This is a genomic window from Pseudoalteromonas sp. Bsw20308, assembly GCF_000310105.2.
Classification (GTDB): domain Bacteria; phylum Pseudomonadota; class Gammaproteobacteria; order Enterobacterales; family Alteromonadaceae; genus Pseudoalteromonas; species Pseudoalteromonas fuliginea.
In genome coordinates this window covers 634,062-652,523 of sequence record NZ_CP013139.1, presented here as the reverse complement: position 1 = coordinate 652,523, position 18,462 = coordinate 634,062, and the positions used below count along the sequence as shown (strand labels likewise).

Annotated in this window: 21 protein-coding genes; 6 read left to right on the top strand and 15 right to left on the bottom strand. The window is 37.8% G+C overall.

All coding sequences use genetic code 11. From position 1 onward, the window contains the following. Positions 1-169 precede the first annotated feature (169 nt). From D172_RS20090 to D172_RS20070, 5 genes are all read right to left on the bottom strand, one after another. Entirely contained in the window at positions 170-1,105 is a 936-nt protein-coding gene (locus D172_RS20090; protein ID WP_007377574.1) for a DUF2971 domain-containing protein, read from the bottom strand. Between the two features lie 51 nt (positions 1,106-1,156). After that, positions 1,157-2,206 (bottom strand): patatin-like phospholipase family protein, encoded by a 1,050-nt coding sequence (locus tag D172_RS20085; protein WP_007377575.1) that lies wholly within the window; start codon positions 2,204-2,206, stop codon positions 1,157-1,159. 138 nt (positions 2,207-2,344) lie between these two features. Continuing rightward, positions 2,345-3,751, bottom strand: coding sequence for an alanine/glycine:cation symporter family protein (locus D172_RS20080; protein WP_007377576.1), 1,407 nt, complete (start codon positions 3,749-3,751; stop codon positions 2,345-2,347). Positions 3,752-3,872: 121 nt separating this feature from the next. Beyond that, complete coding sequence (gene ctlX, locus D172_RS20075; protein ID WP_007377577.1) at positions 3,873-4,784, bottom strand: citrulline utilization hydrolase CtlX; 912 nt, start codon at positions 4,782-4,784, stop codon at positions 3,873-3,875. After that, entirely contained in the window at positions 4,781-5,851 is a 1,071-nt protein-coding gene (locus D172_RS20070; protein ID WP_007377578.1) for an ornithine cyclodeaminase, read from the bottom strand. The genes ctlX and D172_RS20070 overlap by 4 nt, the downstream gene beginning before the upstream one ends. Before the next feature lie 172 nt (positions 5,852-6,023). Here D172_RS20070 and D172_RS20065 point away from each other — a divergent pair, with 172 nt between their 5' ends. Beyond that, a complete protein-coding gene (locus tag D172_RS20065) occupies positions 6,024-6,455 on the top strand; it encodes an Lrp/AsnC family transcriptional regulator (RefSeq protein WP_007377579.1) in 432 nt (143 codons plus the stop codon). Between the two features lie 93 nt (positions 6,456-6,548). On the opposite strand, the gene D172_RS20060 is transcribed toward D172_RS20065, so the two are convergent. The 3 genes from D172_RS20060 to D172_RS20050 all read right to left on the bottom strand — a co-directional run bounded on the left by D172_RS20060 (position 6,549) and on the right by D172_RS20050 (position 9,734). Further along, a complete protein-coding gene (locus D172_RS20060; RefSeq protein ID WP_007377580.1) occupies positions 6,549-7,562 on the bottom strand; it encodes a patatin-like phospholipase family protein in 1,014 nt (337 codons plus the stop codon). A gap of 297 nt (positions 7,563-7,859) precedes the next feature. After that, positions 7,860-8,849 (bottom strand): LLM class flavin-dependent oxidoreductase, encoded by a 990-nt coding sequence (locus D172_RS20055; RefSeq protein ID WP_007377581.1) that lies wholly within the window; start codon positions 8,847-8,849, stop codon positions 7,860-7,862. Between the two features lie 141 nt (positions 8,850-8,990). Then, complete coding sequence (locus tag D172_RS20050) at positions 8,991-9,734, bottom strand: siderophore-interacting protein (RefSeq protein ID WP_007377582.1); 744 nt, start codon at positions 9,732-9,734, stop codon at positions 8,991-8,993. Between the two features lie 134 nt (positions 9,735-9,868). Between D172_RS20050 and D172_RS20045 the strand changes: the two genes are divergently transcribed. From D172_RS20045 to D172_RS20035, 3 genes are all read left to right on the top strand, one after another. Then, a complete protein-coding gene (locus tag D172_RS20045; protein WP_007377583.1) occupies positions 9,869-10,288 on the top strand; it encodes a MarR family winged helix-turn-helix transcriptional regulator in 420 nt (139 codons plus the stop codon). 80 nt (positions 10,289-10,368) lie between these two features. Further along, the gene (locus tag D172_RS20040; RefSeq protein ID WP_007377584.1) at positions 10,369-10,782 is read left to right on the top strand and encodes a S24 family peptidase; all 414 of its coding nucleotides are present in this window, start codon (positions 10,369-10,371) and stop codon (positions 10,780-10,782) included. After that, complete coding sequence (locus D172_RS20035) at positions 10,770-12,029, top strand: Y-family DNA polymerase (protein ID WP_007377585.1); 1,260 nt, start codon at positions 10,770-10,772, stop codon at positions 12,027-12,029. The genes D172_RS20040 and D172_RS20035 overlap by 13 nt, the downstream gene beginning before the upstream one ends. An 11-nt stretch (positions 12,030-12,040) precedes the next feature. Here the strand turns inward: D172_RS20035 and D172_RS20030 are convergent, their stop codons facing one another. From D172_RS20030 to D172_RS20010, 5 genes are all read right to left on the bottom strand, one after another. Then, complete coding sequence (locus tag D172_RS20030) at positions 12,041-12,511, bottom strand: hypothetical protein (protein ID WP_007377586.1); 471 nt, start codon at positions 12,509-12,511, stop codon at positions 12,041-12,043. 441 nt (positions 12,512-12,952) lie between these two features. Continuing rightward, entirely contained in the window at positions 12,953-13,471 is a 519-nt protein-coding gene (locus tag D172_RS20025) for a DUF4240 domain-containing protein (RefSeq protein WP_007377587.1), read from the bottom strand. Then, positions 13,471-13,662: a YwbE family protein gene (locus D172_RS20020; RefSeq protein WP_007377588.1), complete on the bottom strand. Its 192-nt coding sequence runs from the start codon at positions 13,660-13,662 to the stop codon at positions 13,471-13,473. Before D172_RS20020 ends, D172_RS20025 begins: the two co-directional genes overlap by 1 nt. A gap of 69 nt (positions 13,663-13,731) precedes the next feature. Then, entirely contained in the window at positions 13,732-14,013 is a 282-nt protein-coding gene (locus tag D172_RS20015) for a hypothetical protein (protein WP_007377589.1), read from the bottom strand. Positions 14,014-14,030: 17 nt separating this feature from the next. Beyond that, positions 14,031-14,243, bottom strand: a complete 213-nt coding sequence (locus D172_RS20010) for a hypothetical protein (protein WP_007377590.1) — start codon at positions 14,241-14,243, stop codon at positions 14,031-14,033. A 100-nt stretch (positions 14,244-14,343) separates the two neighbouring features. On the opposite strand from D172_RS20010, the gene D172_RS20005 reads away from it, so the two are divergent. Continuing rightward, complete coding sequence (locus D172_RS20005) at positions 14,344-15,153, top strand: ion transporter (protein ID WP_007377591.1); 810 nt, start codon at positions 14,344-14,346, stop codon at positions 15,151-15,153. An 88-nt stretch (positions 15,154-15,241) separates the two neighbouring features. Here the strand turns inward: D172_RS20005 and D172_RS20000 are convergent, their stop codons facing one another. Next, positions 15,242-16,366, bottom strand: coding sequence for a DUF748 domain-containing protein (locus D172_RS20000; protein ID WP_007377592.1), 1,125 nt, complete (start codon positions 16,364-16,366; stop codon positions 15,242-15,244). Positions 16,367-16,619: 253 nt separating this feature from the next. Beyond that, positions 16,620-17,759 carry an aspartate-semialdehyde dehydrogenase gene (gene asd / locus D172_RS19995; protein ID WP_007377593.1) on the bottom strand — a complete coding sequence of 380 codons (1,140 nt, stop codon included), beginning with the start codon at positions 17,757-17,759 and terminating at the stop codon, positions 16,620-16,622. A gap of 268 nt (positions 17,760-18,027) precedes the next feature. Between asd and D172_RS19990 the strand changes: the two genes are divergently transcribed. Continuing rightward, entirely contained in the window at positions 18,028-18,447 is a 420-nt protein-coding gene (locus D172_RS19990) for a hypothetical protein (RefSeq protein ID WP_007377594.1), read from the top strand. Positions 18,448-18,462 lie beyond the last annotated feature (15 nt).

The following is an 18,462-nucleotide window of genomic DNA, read 5'->3' as shown; positions in this document are numbered from 1 at the left end:
CATATCCTAAAATCATTCTATTTATTTATTAAAAAGGCATCAACCAAGCCAAACTGTCACAGGAGACTGTGAATATAAGCCATTAATAGAAAAGGGCTTTTCGCCCTTTTATTATTAACTACATACCGTAATTTATAGGCTGTGTTCTATCTTTCTATGCTGAAGTATTCTACGTAAGTTTTTCATATTTCAATTCAAATAAATTGCTGTCAAGTTTACATTTATAGACATTTCTAAAATTCTCATAGCTATTATAAAACCTTCCTCTATTTCCAGATGCTAACTTAGTCCCCTCTATTATTGCTTCTTTCATTTTCTTTACATCTGAATTTACTCCTAAGTAAATTTTAGATATTTTACTTGGATTAACTTTAATTAAGAACATCACTTGATAAGCTTCATAATTTCTCCAAACTGAATTCCATCTTGAAAGGTCATTTTCACAAAAGCCTGCTAGAAAAAACACATTAGATAGATCATTAATTTTTTCTCTTAAATCACCTTTATAACCCAGTGAGCTCAGTTTATTTTTGGTTTCGTCTGAATTACCAAGTGTTATGACTTTATTGCAGTTCGTAAATGGTAGTGCAAATCTATACTCTTCCTCGTGCTTCCAAGATTCATGTTTACTAAAGAAATAATGTTTCGAAAAATTATTAACCTCATCATCTGATAAAGTAGTGATATTTTTGCTATAGCTTCGCTCTCTATTATAAATAACATTGTCACTCAGGTAGGCTTCAATATCATTAGTTTTATCTATATCAAAAATAGAAAATGGATCTTCTTCATCAACTTCAAATTCAACTAATATACCTTTACTGTTAGTTGCATAGTTACCCCACATTGGCATACTTTCTTTATTTTTGCTTAAAGACACATAACCATATAAATCTAAATATGGATTTATATCTCTGTGCGAATTAAATTCTCTCCCACAAATTTTTATAGTCTCTTGGCTGACATCTTTTATTTTATTTATATCTATTCCTGTTGGTAAAACTTCAAAAGGATCATTCTGACTATTGTTCTGACTTAGCCTAAGTGTAGGCTCTGTTAAGAATGCCGTAGCAGCATCAGCAGATAAATATTTGTATAGTTTCATAAAATCTCCTTTTTAATTTCTTATTTATAACAAGTAACTAAATAAATAATCCTATCCCATTATATCTATGGTACTAAATAATTTATTTTCTAAATTTTTATCTAACGCTTCAGCCAACTTTTCTGTTTCACTAAAAACAGTATTCCAATATTTAATGCGTGTATCTGCATCAAGATCGGTAAAATCATTTCTGTCTGGAATTTTTCCGTACGGTAAGCTTGCTATAAATTCTTTTGATGGAGTAATCATTACCACGTTATCGTAATTAAGTGGTGATACTTTACGTTTTAAATTTTTATCGAACCACCCTGCTTTTGGCTCTGAATTAAAATGCGGATATAAAATAAGTCCTGGGTTATTAATTTTTAAATCAAAGTGGTAATCGATAATTCCGCCGTCGCGATATATTCCTTGCGGCGAGCCTGCAATATTTTTTATGCCTTGCATAACAAGTGGTATTGAACCCGATGCAAGTAACGCGTCTTTTAAATTATTTTGAGTAAGCGCTATATTTTGCGTTTTAAAATTGTAGGTATCGGTAATTGATAAGTCACTTGTTGCTGGGCCAAATATAAAACGCTCATACTGTGAGCCTAATAATTTTCGGTTAACGCGGTTAAGCATGTAACTTTTTGACAAGCCCAGTAGTTGTATAAGTTTATTTTCGCTGGCAATAAAGCCATTCGATTTTGCTACTATAAAGTGCGCTTTAAATATTGGGTTATTTATAATTTCGGTTACGCCGTTATCGCCAAAAACATCTTCAAGTAATGCGCGCGCTTTTATTGTTATTTCATTTGGTGTTGGTTTATTACTTGAATATCGGGTTTGCGAATACGATTTTGCTAATCGCTCAATGGCAGCAACGGGATCGCTTTGTGCAAAACATGCAGATCGAAAAGCGCCGGCAGATGAGCCAATTAAATTAAGTGGTTGGGTGCGGTTTTTAAAAAATTCACCAAAAATATATTTATCTAAGCCAAATAATGTAAACCATTTAGGACCGCCACTTGCACCTAAAAAAGAGGTGAAAAGTTCAGGTTTAAAGCCCTGTTCGTTAATAATTTTAGCCGCTGTTTTCCCTGCGTGAATCTCGATCATCTAAAAAATAATGCCTTTTATTTTGGTTGCTTCAGTTATTTTTACAATACTGAAAGTGAATATTTATGCAAAGTAAAAAGCGGATTTATGTTGCCATAAAACCGCTTTTTATAGTTAAGTGTGCTTAAAGTACGTGAGTTAATCCCAAATGCCATCTTCGCATTTACCCTGTACTTTTACATCTTTTACTTTAAATTCGGGCTCTAAACCTTTGTCTCTTTGTGCGTGGTAATCGCTCGTAACAGACAAAATAGTCGGCGTTAACAGTATAATAGCGATAACGTTAACCACTGTCATTAACCCTAAGGCAATATCGGCTAAATCCCAGACTTCTTTTAATGTGGCCGACGCGCCCCACAACATCATTGATAAATAAAGCAAAGTGTAAATACCGCGCCCTACTTTGTTGTCGAGTTTAAATAAGTGCAAGTTGCTCTCTGCATAGGCGTAGTTTGCCACTACCGATGTAAAAGCAAATAAGGTAATAGCAGCTGCGACAAAATAAACACCACCTTGTGCTAAATGAGCGGTCATCGCGCTTTGTGTTAAACGAATGCCTTCCATTTCACCGCTTATGTCTATATCGGCTAATAAAATGATCACCGCGGTACAGCTACACAGTACTATTGTATCGAAAAATACGCCTAGCATTTGTATGTAACCTTGCGTTACTGGGTGATTAGGAATTGGGCTGGCACTTGCTGAAGCATGCGGCACACTACCTGCACCGGCCTCATTAGAATATAAACCACGTTGAATACCGTTTTTAATGGCAGCGCCCATTGCACCCGCTCCGGCTTCTTGTAAACCAAACGCTGATAAAAATATATCTTTAAGCATGGCAGGTACTTGCGTGAAATTTATAATCGTAATAATTACCGCAGCAAGTACAAACACAATGCCCATTATTGGCACAACACGCTCTGCAAATCGGGCAATTGCTTTAAAGCCACCGAGTATAATTGAGCCTGCTAGTACTGTAATAACTAGGCCTGAATAAAATGTAGGAACTTCAAACGCGTAATTAAGTGCGTCGGTAATTGTGTTAGTTTGCATTGCACTAAACGTGAAGCCGTAACCTAAAAATAAACATGCGGCAAACACAATTGCAAACGCTCGGCTACCCAAACCTTGTTGAATATAATACGCAGGCCCGCCTCTAAACTCGCCACCACTATCGCGTACTTTATATACTTGCCCAAGTACGCTTTCGGCAAAGCCTGTAGCCATGCCCAATATGGCTATTACCCACATCCAAAATATAGCGCCGCTGCCACCAAGTGAAATTGCAACCGCTACACCAGCTAAATTACCGGTACCTACCCGTGCGCAAAGCCCTGTACACAACGCTTGAAATGATGAAATATCGTCTTTTTTACATTTGCTACTGCCTTTTAAAAGACTAAACATATGTTTAAATTTAAGTATTTGAATTGCTTTTAGTCGTACTGAAAACCATACCCCCGTAAACAAGAGTATATAAATAAGTACTTGCCCTTCTCCCCATAAAAGGTTGTTTACGCTTTTGACGACGGTATCGAACATTGCTAATTCCTTCTTATATTTTTTATATTAATACCCTTTTTTGGGTATAACGGCATTTGCTTACGACATCGACTAAAAATTTAATGCAAATAAGGCAGCTAAGCTGCCTTAAAACTATACATTATTTATTTTGCAAATGAACTCCTGCAATCATGCACCTAACTGAGCCACCAGCCGACTCAATAGTAGGTATTGGTAATGGCACAAGCTTAGCCGTTTTTTGTATAACTGTTATTTGTGCCGGTGTAAGTGCATTAAACGCAGTTTGCGATAAGGCTAAAATACGACCATTTTTACCTTGTAGCTCAATAGCATTGCCACAAAAGTTATTAATTTGCTCAAGCGTTAAATCGATCACTTGATGATGGCTTTTTAAAAAATGTTTAGCTAACTGTGCACGTTGATTAATTGGCACCATATTTAAACTGATCATTACAAATTTTGTAGCAATACACATTAAAACATTAGTGTGATAAACCGCAGTTCCTTGCTCGTCATATGCGTTAAACACTATGGGTGATAGTTTTAATTGCTCACATATTGTATTAACCACCGACTTGGTAGTTCTTTTTGATTCTACCGCGTAAGCGAGTTTATTTTGATGATCGATAACCAGTGAACCAGTGCCTTCAAGAAATGAATTTTCTTTCGATAAAAATGAATAATCAGTCACTGAAGACACTTTATAGTGATCCGTTAAAAAATCAATAATATCTTTTCGATATTCTAACCTTCTGTTTTCTACAAACATTGGATAGATTATTAATTGGCCACTTTGATGAGTTGAAAACCAATTGTTAGGAAAAACTGAATCGGGAGTGTGTGTTTGCTCATCTTCAAAAAGGTGAACTGTTACCCCTTCATTTTTTAATATTTGTACGGCATTAGTCACTTCTTTAAATGCTTGTTCACTTTGATTTTGTGCTAAACATTCACTTTGAAATGCGTTATCGAGCATTGTGTGTGGGTTAGATGTAAAGTGATGCGGTCTTACCATCACTACAGCTCTGGGGGCTTGGTTTACTTCGCTCATGCCACATGCTCTTTTACTAATGGTTGATCACTAAGCACTGAAAATAAATTACGAGGGTCCGCTTGTTGTGTAATTAAATCAAGCAAAGCAAACTCGCCCGTTTTAATTAACTCATCGCGTATAAATACCAGTGCGGTAAAGTCTTCGCTCGCAAAGCCAACGCCGTCAAAAATGGTTAATTCATCTTGGCTAGTACGCCCAAGCGACTGCTTATTAATAACGTTATGAAACTCAGTTACTGTAAAGCTTGGACTCATTTGTTGAATTTCGCCCTCTATTCGAGTTTGCGGCTCGTACTCAACAAATACATTAGCACGCTCAAGCAATCTAGCATCTAACTCTGTTTTACCTGGGCAATCACCACCTATGGCATTAATGTGCACACCTTGTGGGATCATGTCGTTTGTTAAAATAGTAGCGTTAGTTTTATCAGCAGTACAGGTAGTGATAATATCAGCCCCTTTTACTGCCTCTTGTACACTATTACAAATAGCCACGTTTAATCCGCATGCACTTAAATTAGCAAATGCTTTTTTAGAGGCGCTTTTATCTATATCGTATAAACGAATATGCGTAATACCTAGTACCGCTTTAAAAGCGAGTGCCTGAAACTCTGATTGAGCGCCATTGCCTATTAAAGTAAGGGTTGTTGAGTTTTTAGGTGCTAAATATTTAGCTACCATTGCAGAAGTTGCGGCTGTACGTAGTGCTGTTAGTAAACACATTTCGCTTATCATAACCGGATAGCCACTATCTACATCGGCTAAAATACCAAATGCAGCGACTGTTTGAAGTTCTCTAAAGGTGTTTTTTGGGTGACCATTTACATATTTACAGCTGAACATTTGGCCATCACTCACTGGCATTAGCTCTATTACACCCTCTGGTGAGTGTGCTGCATAGCGAGGTGACTTATCAAACTCCGTCCAACGGGCAAAGTCGGTTTCTAATTTATGTGTTAGATCTAGCAAAACGTTTTCGACCCCTAAGCTATTTATAAGCTTAGCCATTGCCTGAACGCTAACAAATGGAACGCCTTGTTTTGGCTGTGCTATAAAATGACTCATGTGGAAACCTCTTGAATAAATGTATTAGTTAATTTAAAACAAGTTTAGCGAGGCTACGTGCTATTTAATATGGCAATTAATTACACAAATAGTACTAATTTTTATCATTTTGCTATGTAGTTATGTACAATTTATGTATTTCGGTCAGTAACTTCTTTTAAAGGTTTGATTTATGACTCCCTATATTTATGACTCTCTTGATAATGCTTTAATAGCAGAATTACGAAAAGACGGCCGCGCTTCTATTTCAGCTTTAGCCGGTTCTTTAAATGTATCACGTGGGACAGTGCAAAATAGGTTAGACAGATTAGTTAGCTCAGGCGCAATATTAGGGTTTACTGTACGCGTTCACGAACACATAGAAACAGAAGCCGTGCGCGCAATTATGATGATAGAAGTCGTTGGTAAATCTACTTCACAAGTTATTAAAACAATGCGCGGAATACCCGAGCTTATAAAATTACACACCACCAATGGTGCATGGGATTTAGTTGCAGAACTACAAGCTGCAAATTTAAGTGAGTTTGATGGAGTGTTAAGGCAAGTACGCGAAATTGACGGTATTTTAAATAGTGAAACAAGCATATTGCTTTCATCAACTTAAGTTATTTTTAATATTTCAATTTAAAAATTTTGGAATGAATAATACCGCAACTTCAAGTTCCAGTATTATTCATGATTTGGGTATCCGATTGGCTTAATTGTAACGATACTCGCTTTGTGAGTAGTTATGCGTATTGCTTATCTCAAATTGGCTTTGCTTCGCTAAATAAGACCGACCTGCAGCCAAGCCTAATTTATGATCAAAACGTAAATCGTTATTTGAACTACCTAATAATTTGCTATGCAGTTTTTCGTCTGCAAAAATTTGTATTATTTCCACATCACTTGGTGGATTTGCAATAAACTCAAGCTCATCTAAATACGCTTTTTCGTGCTGTATTAAGTAGTCCAATGTTTTTGGACAATAACCTGATGCTATAGCAAATGTTCTTAGCTTTTGTACCCATGCAGATTGCGCTTGAAAATTAGCGTCAACCGTTCTTATTACCACAATTTTACGAGCGCCTCGGTTGTAAGCTTCACGCACTGGTAGTGGAGCGGCTAAACCGCCGTCTAGATAAAAGTCGCTCTGTGCTTGCTCTTCAACAAGATGTGTTTCATTCGCTGCTTTTGCGTTTAACCAAGGTGTTAACTTTACACCTTGTTTGTATAAAAACGGCAGTGCGCTAGAAGCCTTTAACAAATCACGCCATTGACCACTATCACCAGTTGGCGATAAGTAATAAGCTTTTCTGTCTCGTGCATTTGTAGCTGTTATAAGTAACTCGCGCTCACCTAAACTAGTTTTCGCTGTTTTGAAATCTATAGCTCTGTTTACTTCAGTGGTTTTGTCAAAGTACCAATCTAAATCAACTATATGCTTACCCACTAATCCGCGACCAAGCTGAAAAAAACGCTTATTACGCGAAAGCCCTCTAATCAGGCGTTTAGCGTAGCCTTTTTGACGCGCTAAGTAGCTAGTTAAGTTTTGCGAACCCGCTGAAGTACCAATGAATAAATCAAAAGGGTCATAGCTTTGCTCTAACCACGCATCAAGTACGCCCGCTGTGAAGATCCCTCGCTGCCCGCCACCTTCAGCAACCAGTGCAACTTTTGGTTGCGCTGTTTTGTTAACTGAATTAGCTGTTGCGCTATTTAGAGACTTCACGGTGAACCTACCTTTATTTAATGATGTTTGGTTTAATACATACATTATAAAAAATAAAAGTGATATCTTAAAACGGATTGTTTAAATCAGTTCGATTGATAAAACAGAACGCTATATAGTTACTAAATCCACTTACTATAAGCTAGTTATTTAAAAAAAGACTGGTTTTAAACTTTGCAGACATCACATAAATTAATTCAATGTATAAATGAATGTTCTTTAATTGATGCCTGCAACATTAACAGAGGCAAGGTGTACGCTTGCTTAACTACACTATCTAAACTAATAGTTTTTGAGCTAATGTTTTATTTCCATTAAAATTTCGAGTGCACGGTGGCGTTTTTCACTATCGAATACATCATTGGTAAATATAAACTCATCTACTTCTAGCTGTTTCGCTATCATCTCTAACTTGTGTTTAATACTTACATGTCCTCCTACTACGCTTAGGCTTAAAAAGTTCTCTACATGAGCGCGTTCTTGTTCGCTCCATAACCCGTCCATGCTTTCAACAGGTGGTTTTAGCCACAGCTCATTACCGCGTATAAGTTCGAGTACACGTTGCTTAGAAGTAGTCGACAAGTATTGCGCTTCATCGTCGGTGTCTGCTGCCACTAAAGGCAGTGCAAGCATTACGTATGGCTTATCAAGTACGCTTGATGCTTTAAATTCGCGCTTATACACCGCTATTGCCTCGTGCACAAAGCGCGGTGCAAAATGCCCTGCAAATACGTACGGTAACCCTTTTTGCGCCGCTAGTTGCGCGCTAAATAAACTCGAACCTAATAACCAAATAGGCACGCTTGTGTCCTCCCCCGGTATAGCACGTATAGGATGCGTACCATTGTAAGGACCTAACAATGTTTGCAGTTCAGTTACTTCACCTGGGAAGTTTTCTGCACGGCTCATATCGTTGTTTAATGCACGACTCGTTACAGGGTCGCTACCTGGGGCACGCCCTAGCCCTAAATCTATTCGCCTTGGATATAAGCTCTCTAATGTACCAAATTGTTCAGCAACAACTAATGGGGAGTGGTTTGGCAGCATAATACCGCCCGATCCAACGCGTATCTTTTTGGTATTACCTGCAATGTGACCAACCAAAATTGAAGTGGCCGCACAAATTATACCTGGCATATTATGATGCTCAGCAAGCCAAAAACGGTTAAAGCCAAGCTCATCAGCACGTTGAGCGTATTTAGTACTTTTATGAAGAGTGTTAGTAACGCTGTCCCCTTTGATCATGGGGGCAAGTTCTAATAACGAAAAAGGAATGGAATTTAACAAAATAGCAGCTCCTAAAAATGCATGCTAATAATGGATTACATCATTAGCATAAAACACTTAAATGGGTCTGCTATTAGGTCAATTCAAGTTACGCAGTGGTATTAGAACAAAATAGGTATATGTTATTTTGCTCTAAGGTATTCAGGCAAGCTGTGCATCACGTTGGCGCAGCTTTTTATAGCCTTCTGAATCCACGCCTTTTTTCCAATACCCTGAGGAAAAAATATTACCGCGTGGTATATTAAATTGCTCTGTTAGCAGTGCTTTTGCTTTACGAACAAGCCCAGCTTCCAATGCCATAAATACAATGGGAGGCTCTGCTGTAATGTGCAAATTTTGAAGCGCGCTAAGTAGCGCCTCGTCAGCGTTGTCGGTAACAAGCCAATTAACATCGCGGCTTGTTTCTAAATCAATAATATCTTTTTCGGTGGGTACATGTACAAAGGCATCAATTTTTGAAATTAAAGGTAATTGCTGCACATACCCTTTTATTGCATTTACCGATGTTAAATCGCCGAGCAATACATAATGCGAATGCGCATAATTATCTAGCTTTTTAGGGCCAGGACCTGCAATACCTAACTCGTCGCCTACTTTTGCAATTTTAGCCCAGTCAGTTGCAGGGCCTTGGTGCATATTTATAACAAAATCAAGTGTTAGCGCGCCTGTTTGTGCATCTACATGCCTTATTGTGTATGATCGCATACAGGCTGTTTTTAAGTTAAAATCTACTTCACCATCTTTTGGAAATAGTACTTTTACATAGTTACCAATGTACTGTGAGGTTAAGTCGTTAAAATCTTCAGAGCCTACAACAATGCGCTGTAAATGCGGTGTGATTTGCTCTGTACTTAATACGTTGGCTTTGCGAACTTGTTTACTCATGTATTACCTCGTTTTACAAAACTTAGACTTTAATACCAACCTGCTATAAAAAGCAGGCATTGCACAACGCCCCATTGGTTGATAAAATCAACTATAACAAGTTAATTGACTTTGTCAACTATATTGAGAGTTCTATGAATACACCTTTATCAAATACGCTGTTTGAATTAATGCAAAATTACCGTGTAACAATTCGTGAAGCAATTAACGCAGGCGAACTGGGTATTAATGCTATGCACGTACGCTGCATACATATTATCGCGAACGTAAATAACTGTACGGCTAACGATATTGTTACTAAAACGCAGCGCGATAAAGCGCAAATAGCACGTTTAATTAAAGATCTTATTAGCTTAAATTTAATTAATAAACAGGCGAGTGAGCACGATAAACGCTGCTTTATTTTATCGCTCACAGAGCAAGGTAAAGTTCTTTTTGATAAGTTATTAGCCTCAGAGCAAAAAATAAATAATCAAATGTGTAAAAACTTAAACCCTCAACAAATCAAAGACTTTTTAGATACCGCACAACAAATGATCAAAAACATGGATTGATCAGCCATACATTCTTGGCATAACTTACACAAAACTCATATACTGTACACTTATACAGTGTATGCGTTTTAGGTTGTGTTATGTTTGTCATTCCCATTTATATAGAAGCAGGCGTGTGTGGTTTTGAATCACCCGCAGCGCAGTACACCGAGCTAGGTGTAACCCTTGATGAGCTTTTAATAAAGCATCCAGATGCTACGTTTATTGGTATTGCATCGGGTAACTCTATGCAAGAAGTCGGAATTTTTGAAGGTGACTTATTAGTTATCGACCGTGCAGAGCCGGTAAAAAATGGTGACGTTATTGTTGCTAACTTAAATGGTCTTTTTGTATGCAAACTGCTTGATAAAACCAATGCGCGGCTGCTTTCAGCTTCCTCTTTACATAAGCCTGTACAACTCACCTCTGCAGACGAGTTTCAGCTAGAAGGCGTAGTAACGCTATCAATAAGAATGCACAGGCAAAGCCCAGAGTTACTAAAATGTATGCCTTAGTTGATGCTGTGTCATTTTATGCCAGTGCAGAAAAAGTATTCGACCCTGCTATTCGATCCAAACCCGTGGTTGTACTTACTAATAACGATGGCTGTGTATGCGCTATTTGCCCTATTGCTCGGCGCTTAAATATTCCTAAATTTGGCCCGTACTTTAAAGTTAAACATTTACTTGAGCAAAACAACGTTGTTATTCGTTCTAGCAATTACGAGCTTTATGCTGATTTAAGCGACAAGATGATGAATATTATTGGCCGCTTTTGCGATACACAACACATATACAGTATTGATGAATCGTTTTTGCACTTTAATGGCTACACATCATTAATTAAAGACTGGCACGAATACGGCCATACAATAAGGCGCACAGTGTGGCGCGAAACGAAGCTTCCTGTAGGTGTAGGTTTTGGCCCAACCCCTACTTTAGCAAAAGCCGCTAACCACGCCGCTAAAAAACTCAGTGGTTTTAATGGTGTAGCAGTCATAAATAGCGAACAAACTCGCCAAGCTATTTTACAAAGAATGAGCTGCGAAGATGTATGGGGAATAGGCCGGCGACTAGCTAAAAAGCTTAAAATAATGAATATACACACCGCCTGGGATCTTGCTCAGCAAAACCCTAAAGCAATGCGCCGTGCATTTAGTGTGGTTGTTGAACGTACTGTAAGCGAACTTAACGGGATAACATGTTTAAACTGGGATGATGTACGACAAGACAAGCGGGAAATTTATTCGACCCGTAGTTTTGGAGAGCGCATATGTGAGCCAACAGCCCTTAAAACGGCGCTAATTAACCATGTAACCACAGTGGCTAATAAACTAAGAGCGCAACGTTCGCTCACTCACCAGCTTTATATTTTTGCAGCCAGTGGCGCGCACGAAAATAGATATTATAAAAAGTCGTTTGTGTATAAGTTCCCCTCACCCACTAACGACACCTGCGTGATGGCTAATGCTGTATCTGAGGTATTTGATCAAATATACCAACCTGCAGTTAGGTTTTACAAGTGTGGTGTAGGCGCTTTAGAACTTACGTCACAGCAATTTCAACAAAGTGATTTGTTTAACCAACGTACTGACAACCCACAATTAATGAGTTGCCTAGATGCTATAAATACACGGTATGGGAAAGGAATGCTTAGTTTAGCTAGTAGTAAATTAAATGACCGGTGGCACATGAACCGTGATTTTTTGTCGCCGCAGTACACCACGCGTTGGCGCGATATCCCTAAAATATACTGCAAATGATTTACTACTTACTAGATACTTTGTTTACTTTCATCTGCTTTTTTAAATGTGCACTCTACACTGGGTTTGCTCAATGTGTACTTTAGTGTGTTATCAGCTAAAAATCGGATACTTTGGCTAATTGTTTTTTCGTTTATTGCATCTTCACAACGGCTCATTCTTAAACCGTTTTCAAGGCCATCACTTTTATATTTAAGTGTGCTGGTTATAAAACAAAAGTTTGGTTTTTTAATGGTTCGGGTACCATTGTGGAGCGATCCAAATATAATTTGCTTACCTAGTTTAAAACCCGCACTTGCATCACTTTCATCTGTCAAACTCAAATTACTATTAACACATAATCCAGAATTAGCCGACACAACTTCGTAGGCTCCCAATTTTGACTTTAAAAGCGGTATAAATCGTGTTTTATTACTCGGCTCAGAAAAAGCATTTGCACTTGTAAAAGCGACAGTTAATAAAGCGAGTGTTAAATATTTCATTTCGTGGGTGTATCCTCGTGAGTCAGCGTGTTAAATAATAGCAAAATGCCTAATCACTTAGCTTTTATAACTTTTAACAACTATAACAGAGATTTACTATAAAAGGAGAGAAGTCGTATTCAGGAACCAAGGCGTGAGCAGCTAGCGGAAGCTTTGCTCGACTATTACTTATTCTTACATGTGTAAGCCAGTAAGGTAACGCAGAAGCAATTACCGAGCTCACTAGGTTACACACCTCGTGCCGCGATTAAATCCCTCTAGATTGAATACGTTTAAATCCACAAAGATTCCTCCTAGATACTGCATTACAAACCGTTTTGCTGTTAAGTACTTTAGTTAATACGTACTTAAACAACAAAACGATTTATATCAATGCACTTACCTGTAAGGAGACATTGGACTCATTAAATTGTTTAAGTAGTACAAAAATTACTGTTTATTTTATTGCCAGTACTTTGCAAATAATAAAGGGTAGCTTTGCTTTAAAAACTTAGGTTTGTCTTTAAAACGTTTACCTTTGGGTTCATCGCTGCCTGATGGAATAAACGGCAATTCGTCTTCGCTGCGTTCTTCAAATAATAAACCGGCTATTAAATCATACTCATCAATATACGGGTAAGGCTGCTCGTTTAAATAATAAACAGGTGTACACTGCGCTATCGAGTCAGCATTTTCTAAGGCGTTTTCAAATACTGTTTTACCGCGAGAAATTAACCAACATCTAAACTCGCTAAAACCGTAATCGTCATTACACCCAGCCATCACAAAGGCAGCGCCAAACAAATCCCAGGTAAAGCATTTGCGCATATGTATGCCAAAGTGCTTATCAAAATCAATAAGGTGTTGATCGCTTAAATCATTAAGTTTAGTTTTTAGGTTATCGCTCACACTTTGCGGATCGAGCCCTAAATCAGGCGTGGTTACTAATTCCCAAAAAGCCTGTTCTGTTAACGCTGCCATTATAAAATCTCTTTTACTCGGCCAACTTGACCATCTTCTAAACGTACTTTAATACCGTGCGGGTGATTAGGTGATTTTGTTAAAAGACGCTCAACAACACCTTCGGTTAATGTACCGCTACGTTGATCTTCTTTTAATACAATATTTACTGTTATGCCTGGTGAAATTTGCGAACGCGTAGGAACGGCCATAATTGAAACCTTTAAAGTAATTTATGTAATTATAAACATCACTGTGCTGTCAAACCAACTAAACCACTATTAATTGGCGAAAAATAAGATATGTGCTGGTTTAATATTCAGTTTAATACTTGCTAGCTGATTTAGTATAATATCTTTTAATTCGTCAAGCTGGGGTTTTGCACTTTCAAGAGCTATATCATCATTAAAAAAGCACTGCACTTTTAACGTGTTTGTTTCGTTATTTAAATCCACTGAATGCGTTAAATAGTGAAAGCCAAATACGGTTTCTTTTATTGTTTCACACGCAATAGTCAATACTGAGCGAATTTGCTTATCGCGTTGTTTTTGAGTTTTAGTCATAAATGTACTAGCGCTACTTATTTAGTCTGGGCTTGCTGCTGCTTTTTAAACTCTTCGTAATTAGAGTCCTGTTTATTTAAGCATTCGTAATATTCTTTATCCGCTTTATAGTTGCACTCATCAAGACGTGCAGATTGAACTTCGTGAAAACGTGCATCAGAGCTGCAACCAGCCAAAATACAAAATCCGATAATAAGTAATGCGCTGTTTTTTAGTTTATTGATAAACATTAAATTTCCTTACACTTTCGATATCGAAAAAGCGTTAAATTATTACAATATTATTGTATATTAGCGCCATTAAACCTTAATACTCACAGGACCCATTATTATGATGTCGCAGTTACAAAAGTTGTTTCAGCGTATAGACAAAAGCAAGATATTTCAATCATTTGTTATAGCTGTAATTATTGTTTCTGCCCTGACAGTAGGTGCGCACACTTACTCACTGCATCCAACGGTAGAGCTTGCTCTAAATTGGATGGACGTTGGCATTACCGCATTCTTTTTAATTGAACTAATAATCCGCTTTATTGCAAGTAAAGGTATAAAAGACTTCTTTTCTAAGGGATGGAATATATTCGATACAATTATAGTACTAGGTAGCTTATACCCTGCTGCTGGTTCTACTATGTTAATTGCTCGTTTACTGCGCATATTTAGAGTACTGCGATTGGTTTCGATGATCCCAGAGCTGCGCTTATTGGTTAACTCTCTGCTTAAAGCTATTCCGCAAATGGGTTATATCGCTTTATTAATGTTTGTTATTTTTTATATTTACGCCGCTATGGGCAGCATGATGTTTGCTGAAATAAACCCCGTACTTTGGCAAGACGTCTCAATATCAATGCTTACCTTGTTTAGGGTAGCAACATTTGAAGATTGGACCGACATAATGTACGAAACAATGGCGGTGTACGAATTAAGCTGGATTTACTACCTTACATTTATATTTTTAACCGCATTTGTATTTTTAAATATGATGGTAGGTGCCATTTTAGAAGTTATGAGCGAGGAGCACCGAAAAGCGCGAGAAGAGCTCGCAGACGACAGCTCATTACCTGCAACGCAAGGACAAGTAAACGAACTACAATCCCAAATTGCTGAGCTTAAAGCGCTATTGAGTAACCGCAAAAACTAATCTGATAAGAGTACTAAAGCACCCACTTAAAGTTTAAAAAGTGGGTGCAGCTTAGGCATTCAACTAAAACATGCATTCCCAAAATGCTTTAATTTTCCTCGTTATTAGATTTGTTATCCGTATCTTCAAAAGAAATGATGTTATCTACTTTCATTTTAAACGCATCAAAAAATGCGTTTTTTAGTACAGAAATAACGGCTTGGAAAGTCGAAACATCCGTATTATCTAGTTGACCTTCAATAGGAATGCGTGCAGCAACAAGTTTAGATTCATCGTTTTCGAGTATAGAGCCGAGTAAATCAACACTGCCTTCAAATATGGCAGTAAATATGCCGTCATCATCTTTTTCTATATCTTCGCGCCAAGAAAATACACTAAGGTTTTGAACACCCGCTTTTACATAACCATTTAAGTTATTATCTTTAGCCACAAGTTCCATTGCGCCATCAATGCCCCCCGCTTCAATATCAAACGGTGTATACACTTTAAATACAGTGTCGAGATTTTTAACTGAGAAGCGCTGTACCTCTGCGTTAAAATCAAAATTAGCGTGCTTGCTAAAAGGGTCTAATTTGCCATTAAACCTTAATGCCGCCTCCCCCATTAACGCACCTTCTACGTTTAGAGTAGTCACAAGTGTTTTTGATAGGTTTTGCGCATTCGTTATGTTTTCAATTCTGGCATTAATATTTGATATAAAAGTGGGTTTTTCACCCTGACTAGTTGCATTAACTAGGGACAACTTACCTTGTTCAATAGTTAAGGTATCGATTGAGAACAACACTAAATCGTTGGCGAGTCCGATCCAAGTTGTTTCATCTTTTACACGTTGATTTTGCTCTGCTGCGTTTGGGTTTTTATCATAAATAACAATTTCGGGGCGCATAAAAGCCATATTTGTTACCAGATTCCCTTTTAAAAGCGCCGACCATGCAAGTGAAAAATCAAGTGTTTCTACCGCAAGTAAAGGTCTAGGTGCTGTGGTTGCGTTAGTAGCGTAAATTTCTACATCGTCAATGGCATAAGCGCCACGATATAAAAACAAATCTACATCACCTATATGTCCCGTAATACCTTGCGTATGTTTTAGCTGGTAATTTACATACTGCTGCACTGCATAAGGCGCAGCTATTCTGAGGGTAATTAGCAGTAATACAATTACGACAAGAAAGCTGAACCATTTACGGTGTAATGAATTTAAAAATGAACGCATTGTAATTTCCTTTATTTCCACCTACAAAGCAGTATTTTAAACATGTAAAAACTACGCAATTTTGTAATAGCAGTACATATAATGCGAGTAAAATACGTATTCTATAAGGTTTGTTGTAGTTAGCTGGTTAACATGGGAATTACAGCAAATGATGTACCAGTTTATAAAGCCCGATTTATAAACTGGTAAAGCAGGTTAAATAAAAAGGGTTAGCAAATTGCTAACCCTGAAAAATAAAATTTACTAACAATGTTTACTCATCATCAATAATAATGCGTAACATGCGGCGCAATGGCTCTGCGGCGCCCCATAAGAGCTGATCTCCCACTGTAAACGCGCTTATGTATTTAGGGCCCATGGCTAATTTACGAATACGGCCAACAGGAATACTTAATGTCCCCGTTACTTTAACTGGGGTTAAGTCAGTAGCGCTAATTTCGCGCTCATTTGGAATAACTTTAACCCATTCATTATGCGAGGCTAAAATTTCTTCAATTTTGTCTACGCTAATATCTTCACGTAGTTTAATGGTCATTGCTTGGCTATGACAGCGCATTGCACCAATACGTACACATAAACCATCAATTGGCACTGGTTGCTTAGAAGAGCCTAAAATTTTATTGGCTTCAACCTGCGCTTTCCATTCTTCTTTAGACTGACCGCTTGGCATAGGTACGTCAATCCACGGAATTAAACTGCCTGCTAATGGCACACCAAACTGGTCTTGTGGCAAATCACTTGAAGCCATTTTTTCGCTTACTATCTTATCAATTTCTAAAATAGCAGAGCTTGGGTTATCTAGTTTATCTGCGACACTTGCATGAATAGCGCCCATTTGTGCAATAAGCTCTTTCATATTTCGTGCACCGGCGCCCGACGCCGCTTGGTAAGTCATTGGGCTTACCCATTCAATTAGGTCTTGCTCAAATAAACCACCTAATGCAAGTAGCATTAGCGATACTGTACAGTTACCGCCCACAAACGTTTTAACGCCTTGCGCTAAGCCTTGTTCAATAACATCTTTGTTTACAGGATCCAGCGCAATAATGCTATCGTCACTCATTCGAAGTGCTGAAGCGGCATCAATCCAGTAGCCATCCCAACCAGATTCTCTAAGTTTTGGATATACGGAATTGGTGTAATCGCCGCCTTGGCAAGTAACAATAATATCCATTTTAGCAAGTTCGCTAATGTCACTTGCATCAAGCAATGGTTTTGCATCGCCTGCAATGTCCGGTCCTAACTGACCCGCTTGCGAGGTGGTGAAGAAGGTAGTGTCGATATGGGCAAAATCACTTTGTTGCTGCATACGTTCTAATAACACGGAGCCTACCATGCCACGCCAACCGACTAATCCTACTTTTTTCATTGTTTTTTCCACTGTTTTGTTCATAAAAGATGCCTTAATACATTAAAAATTAAATTCATTGCGTGAGATTTAATTTTCATTAACGTCAAAATAACACCACCAGCCCCCTAAAACTAGTGAATAAAGTAGAACTCAAATTTTTTTCATAGTGTAAAAAATGCAAAGGCATGCAGTGCTTATTTTAAACTTTAATAAAAGCTTAACCTTGTTGAAACTTATATTTACCAAGCTTAATAGACACATTGAATAAAGATGTTTTGTGTAATTCTACATTCAACTAAAGGAAAAGATAATGAAGACATTCACTCTTGCTCTACTTACTTTAAGTTCAGTATCACTTAATGTATTTGCAGATACTACGCTTTCAGCAAGCACAATAACGCTAAAAGAAAATGAAAAAGTATCCTTTGAGCGCGCAGAAATAAATATGGAACAGCAACAAGGTATATTGGTAAATACTGCAACAACCTATTACGCACCACAGGTTTGGATAAATGGGCGCTTAGAGCTGTTTTTTGTGGGTTCTACAAATGGAAATCAATTTTGTGAAGAGCGTGGTCACAATCAAGAAATTTCTGGAAGCACAATTACCTGCGGAGAGGATGAAAGCGCCTACGGAGACTTCGATTGGTATAACCAATCATGGGGCATGAAAAGTACTGGTAGTAAAAACCAATGTTATCAGCTCTATGCAACTATAAAGTGCAAATAGAAAAAATATTGACAC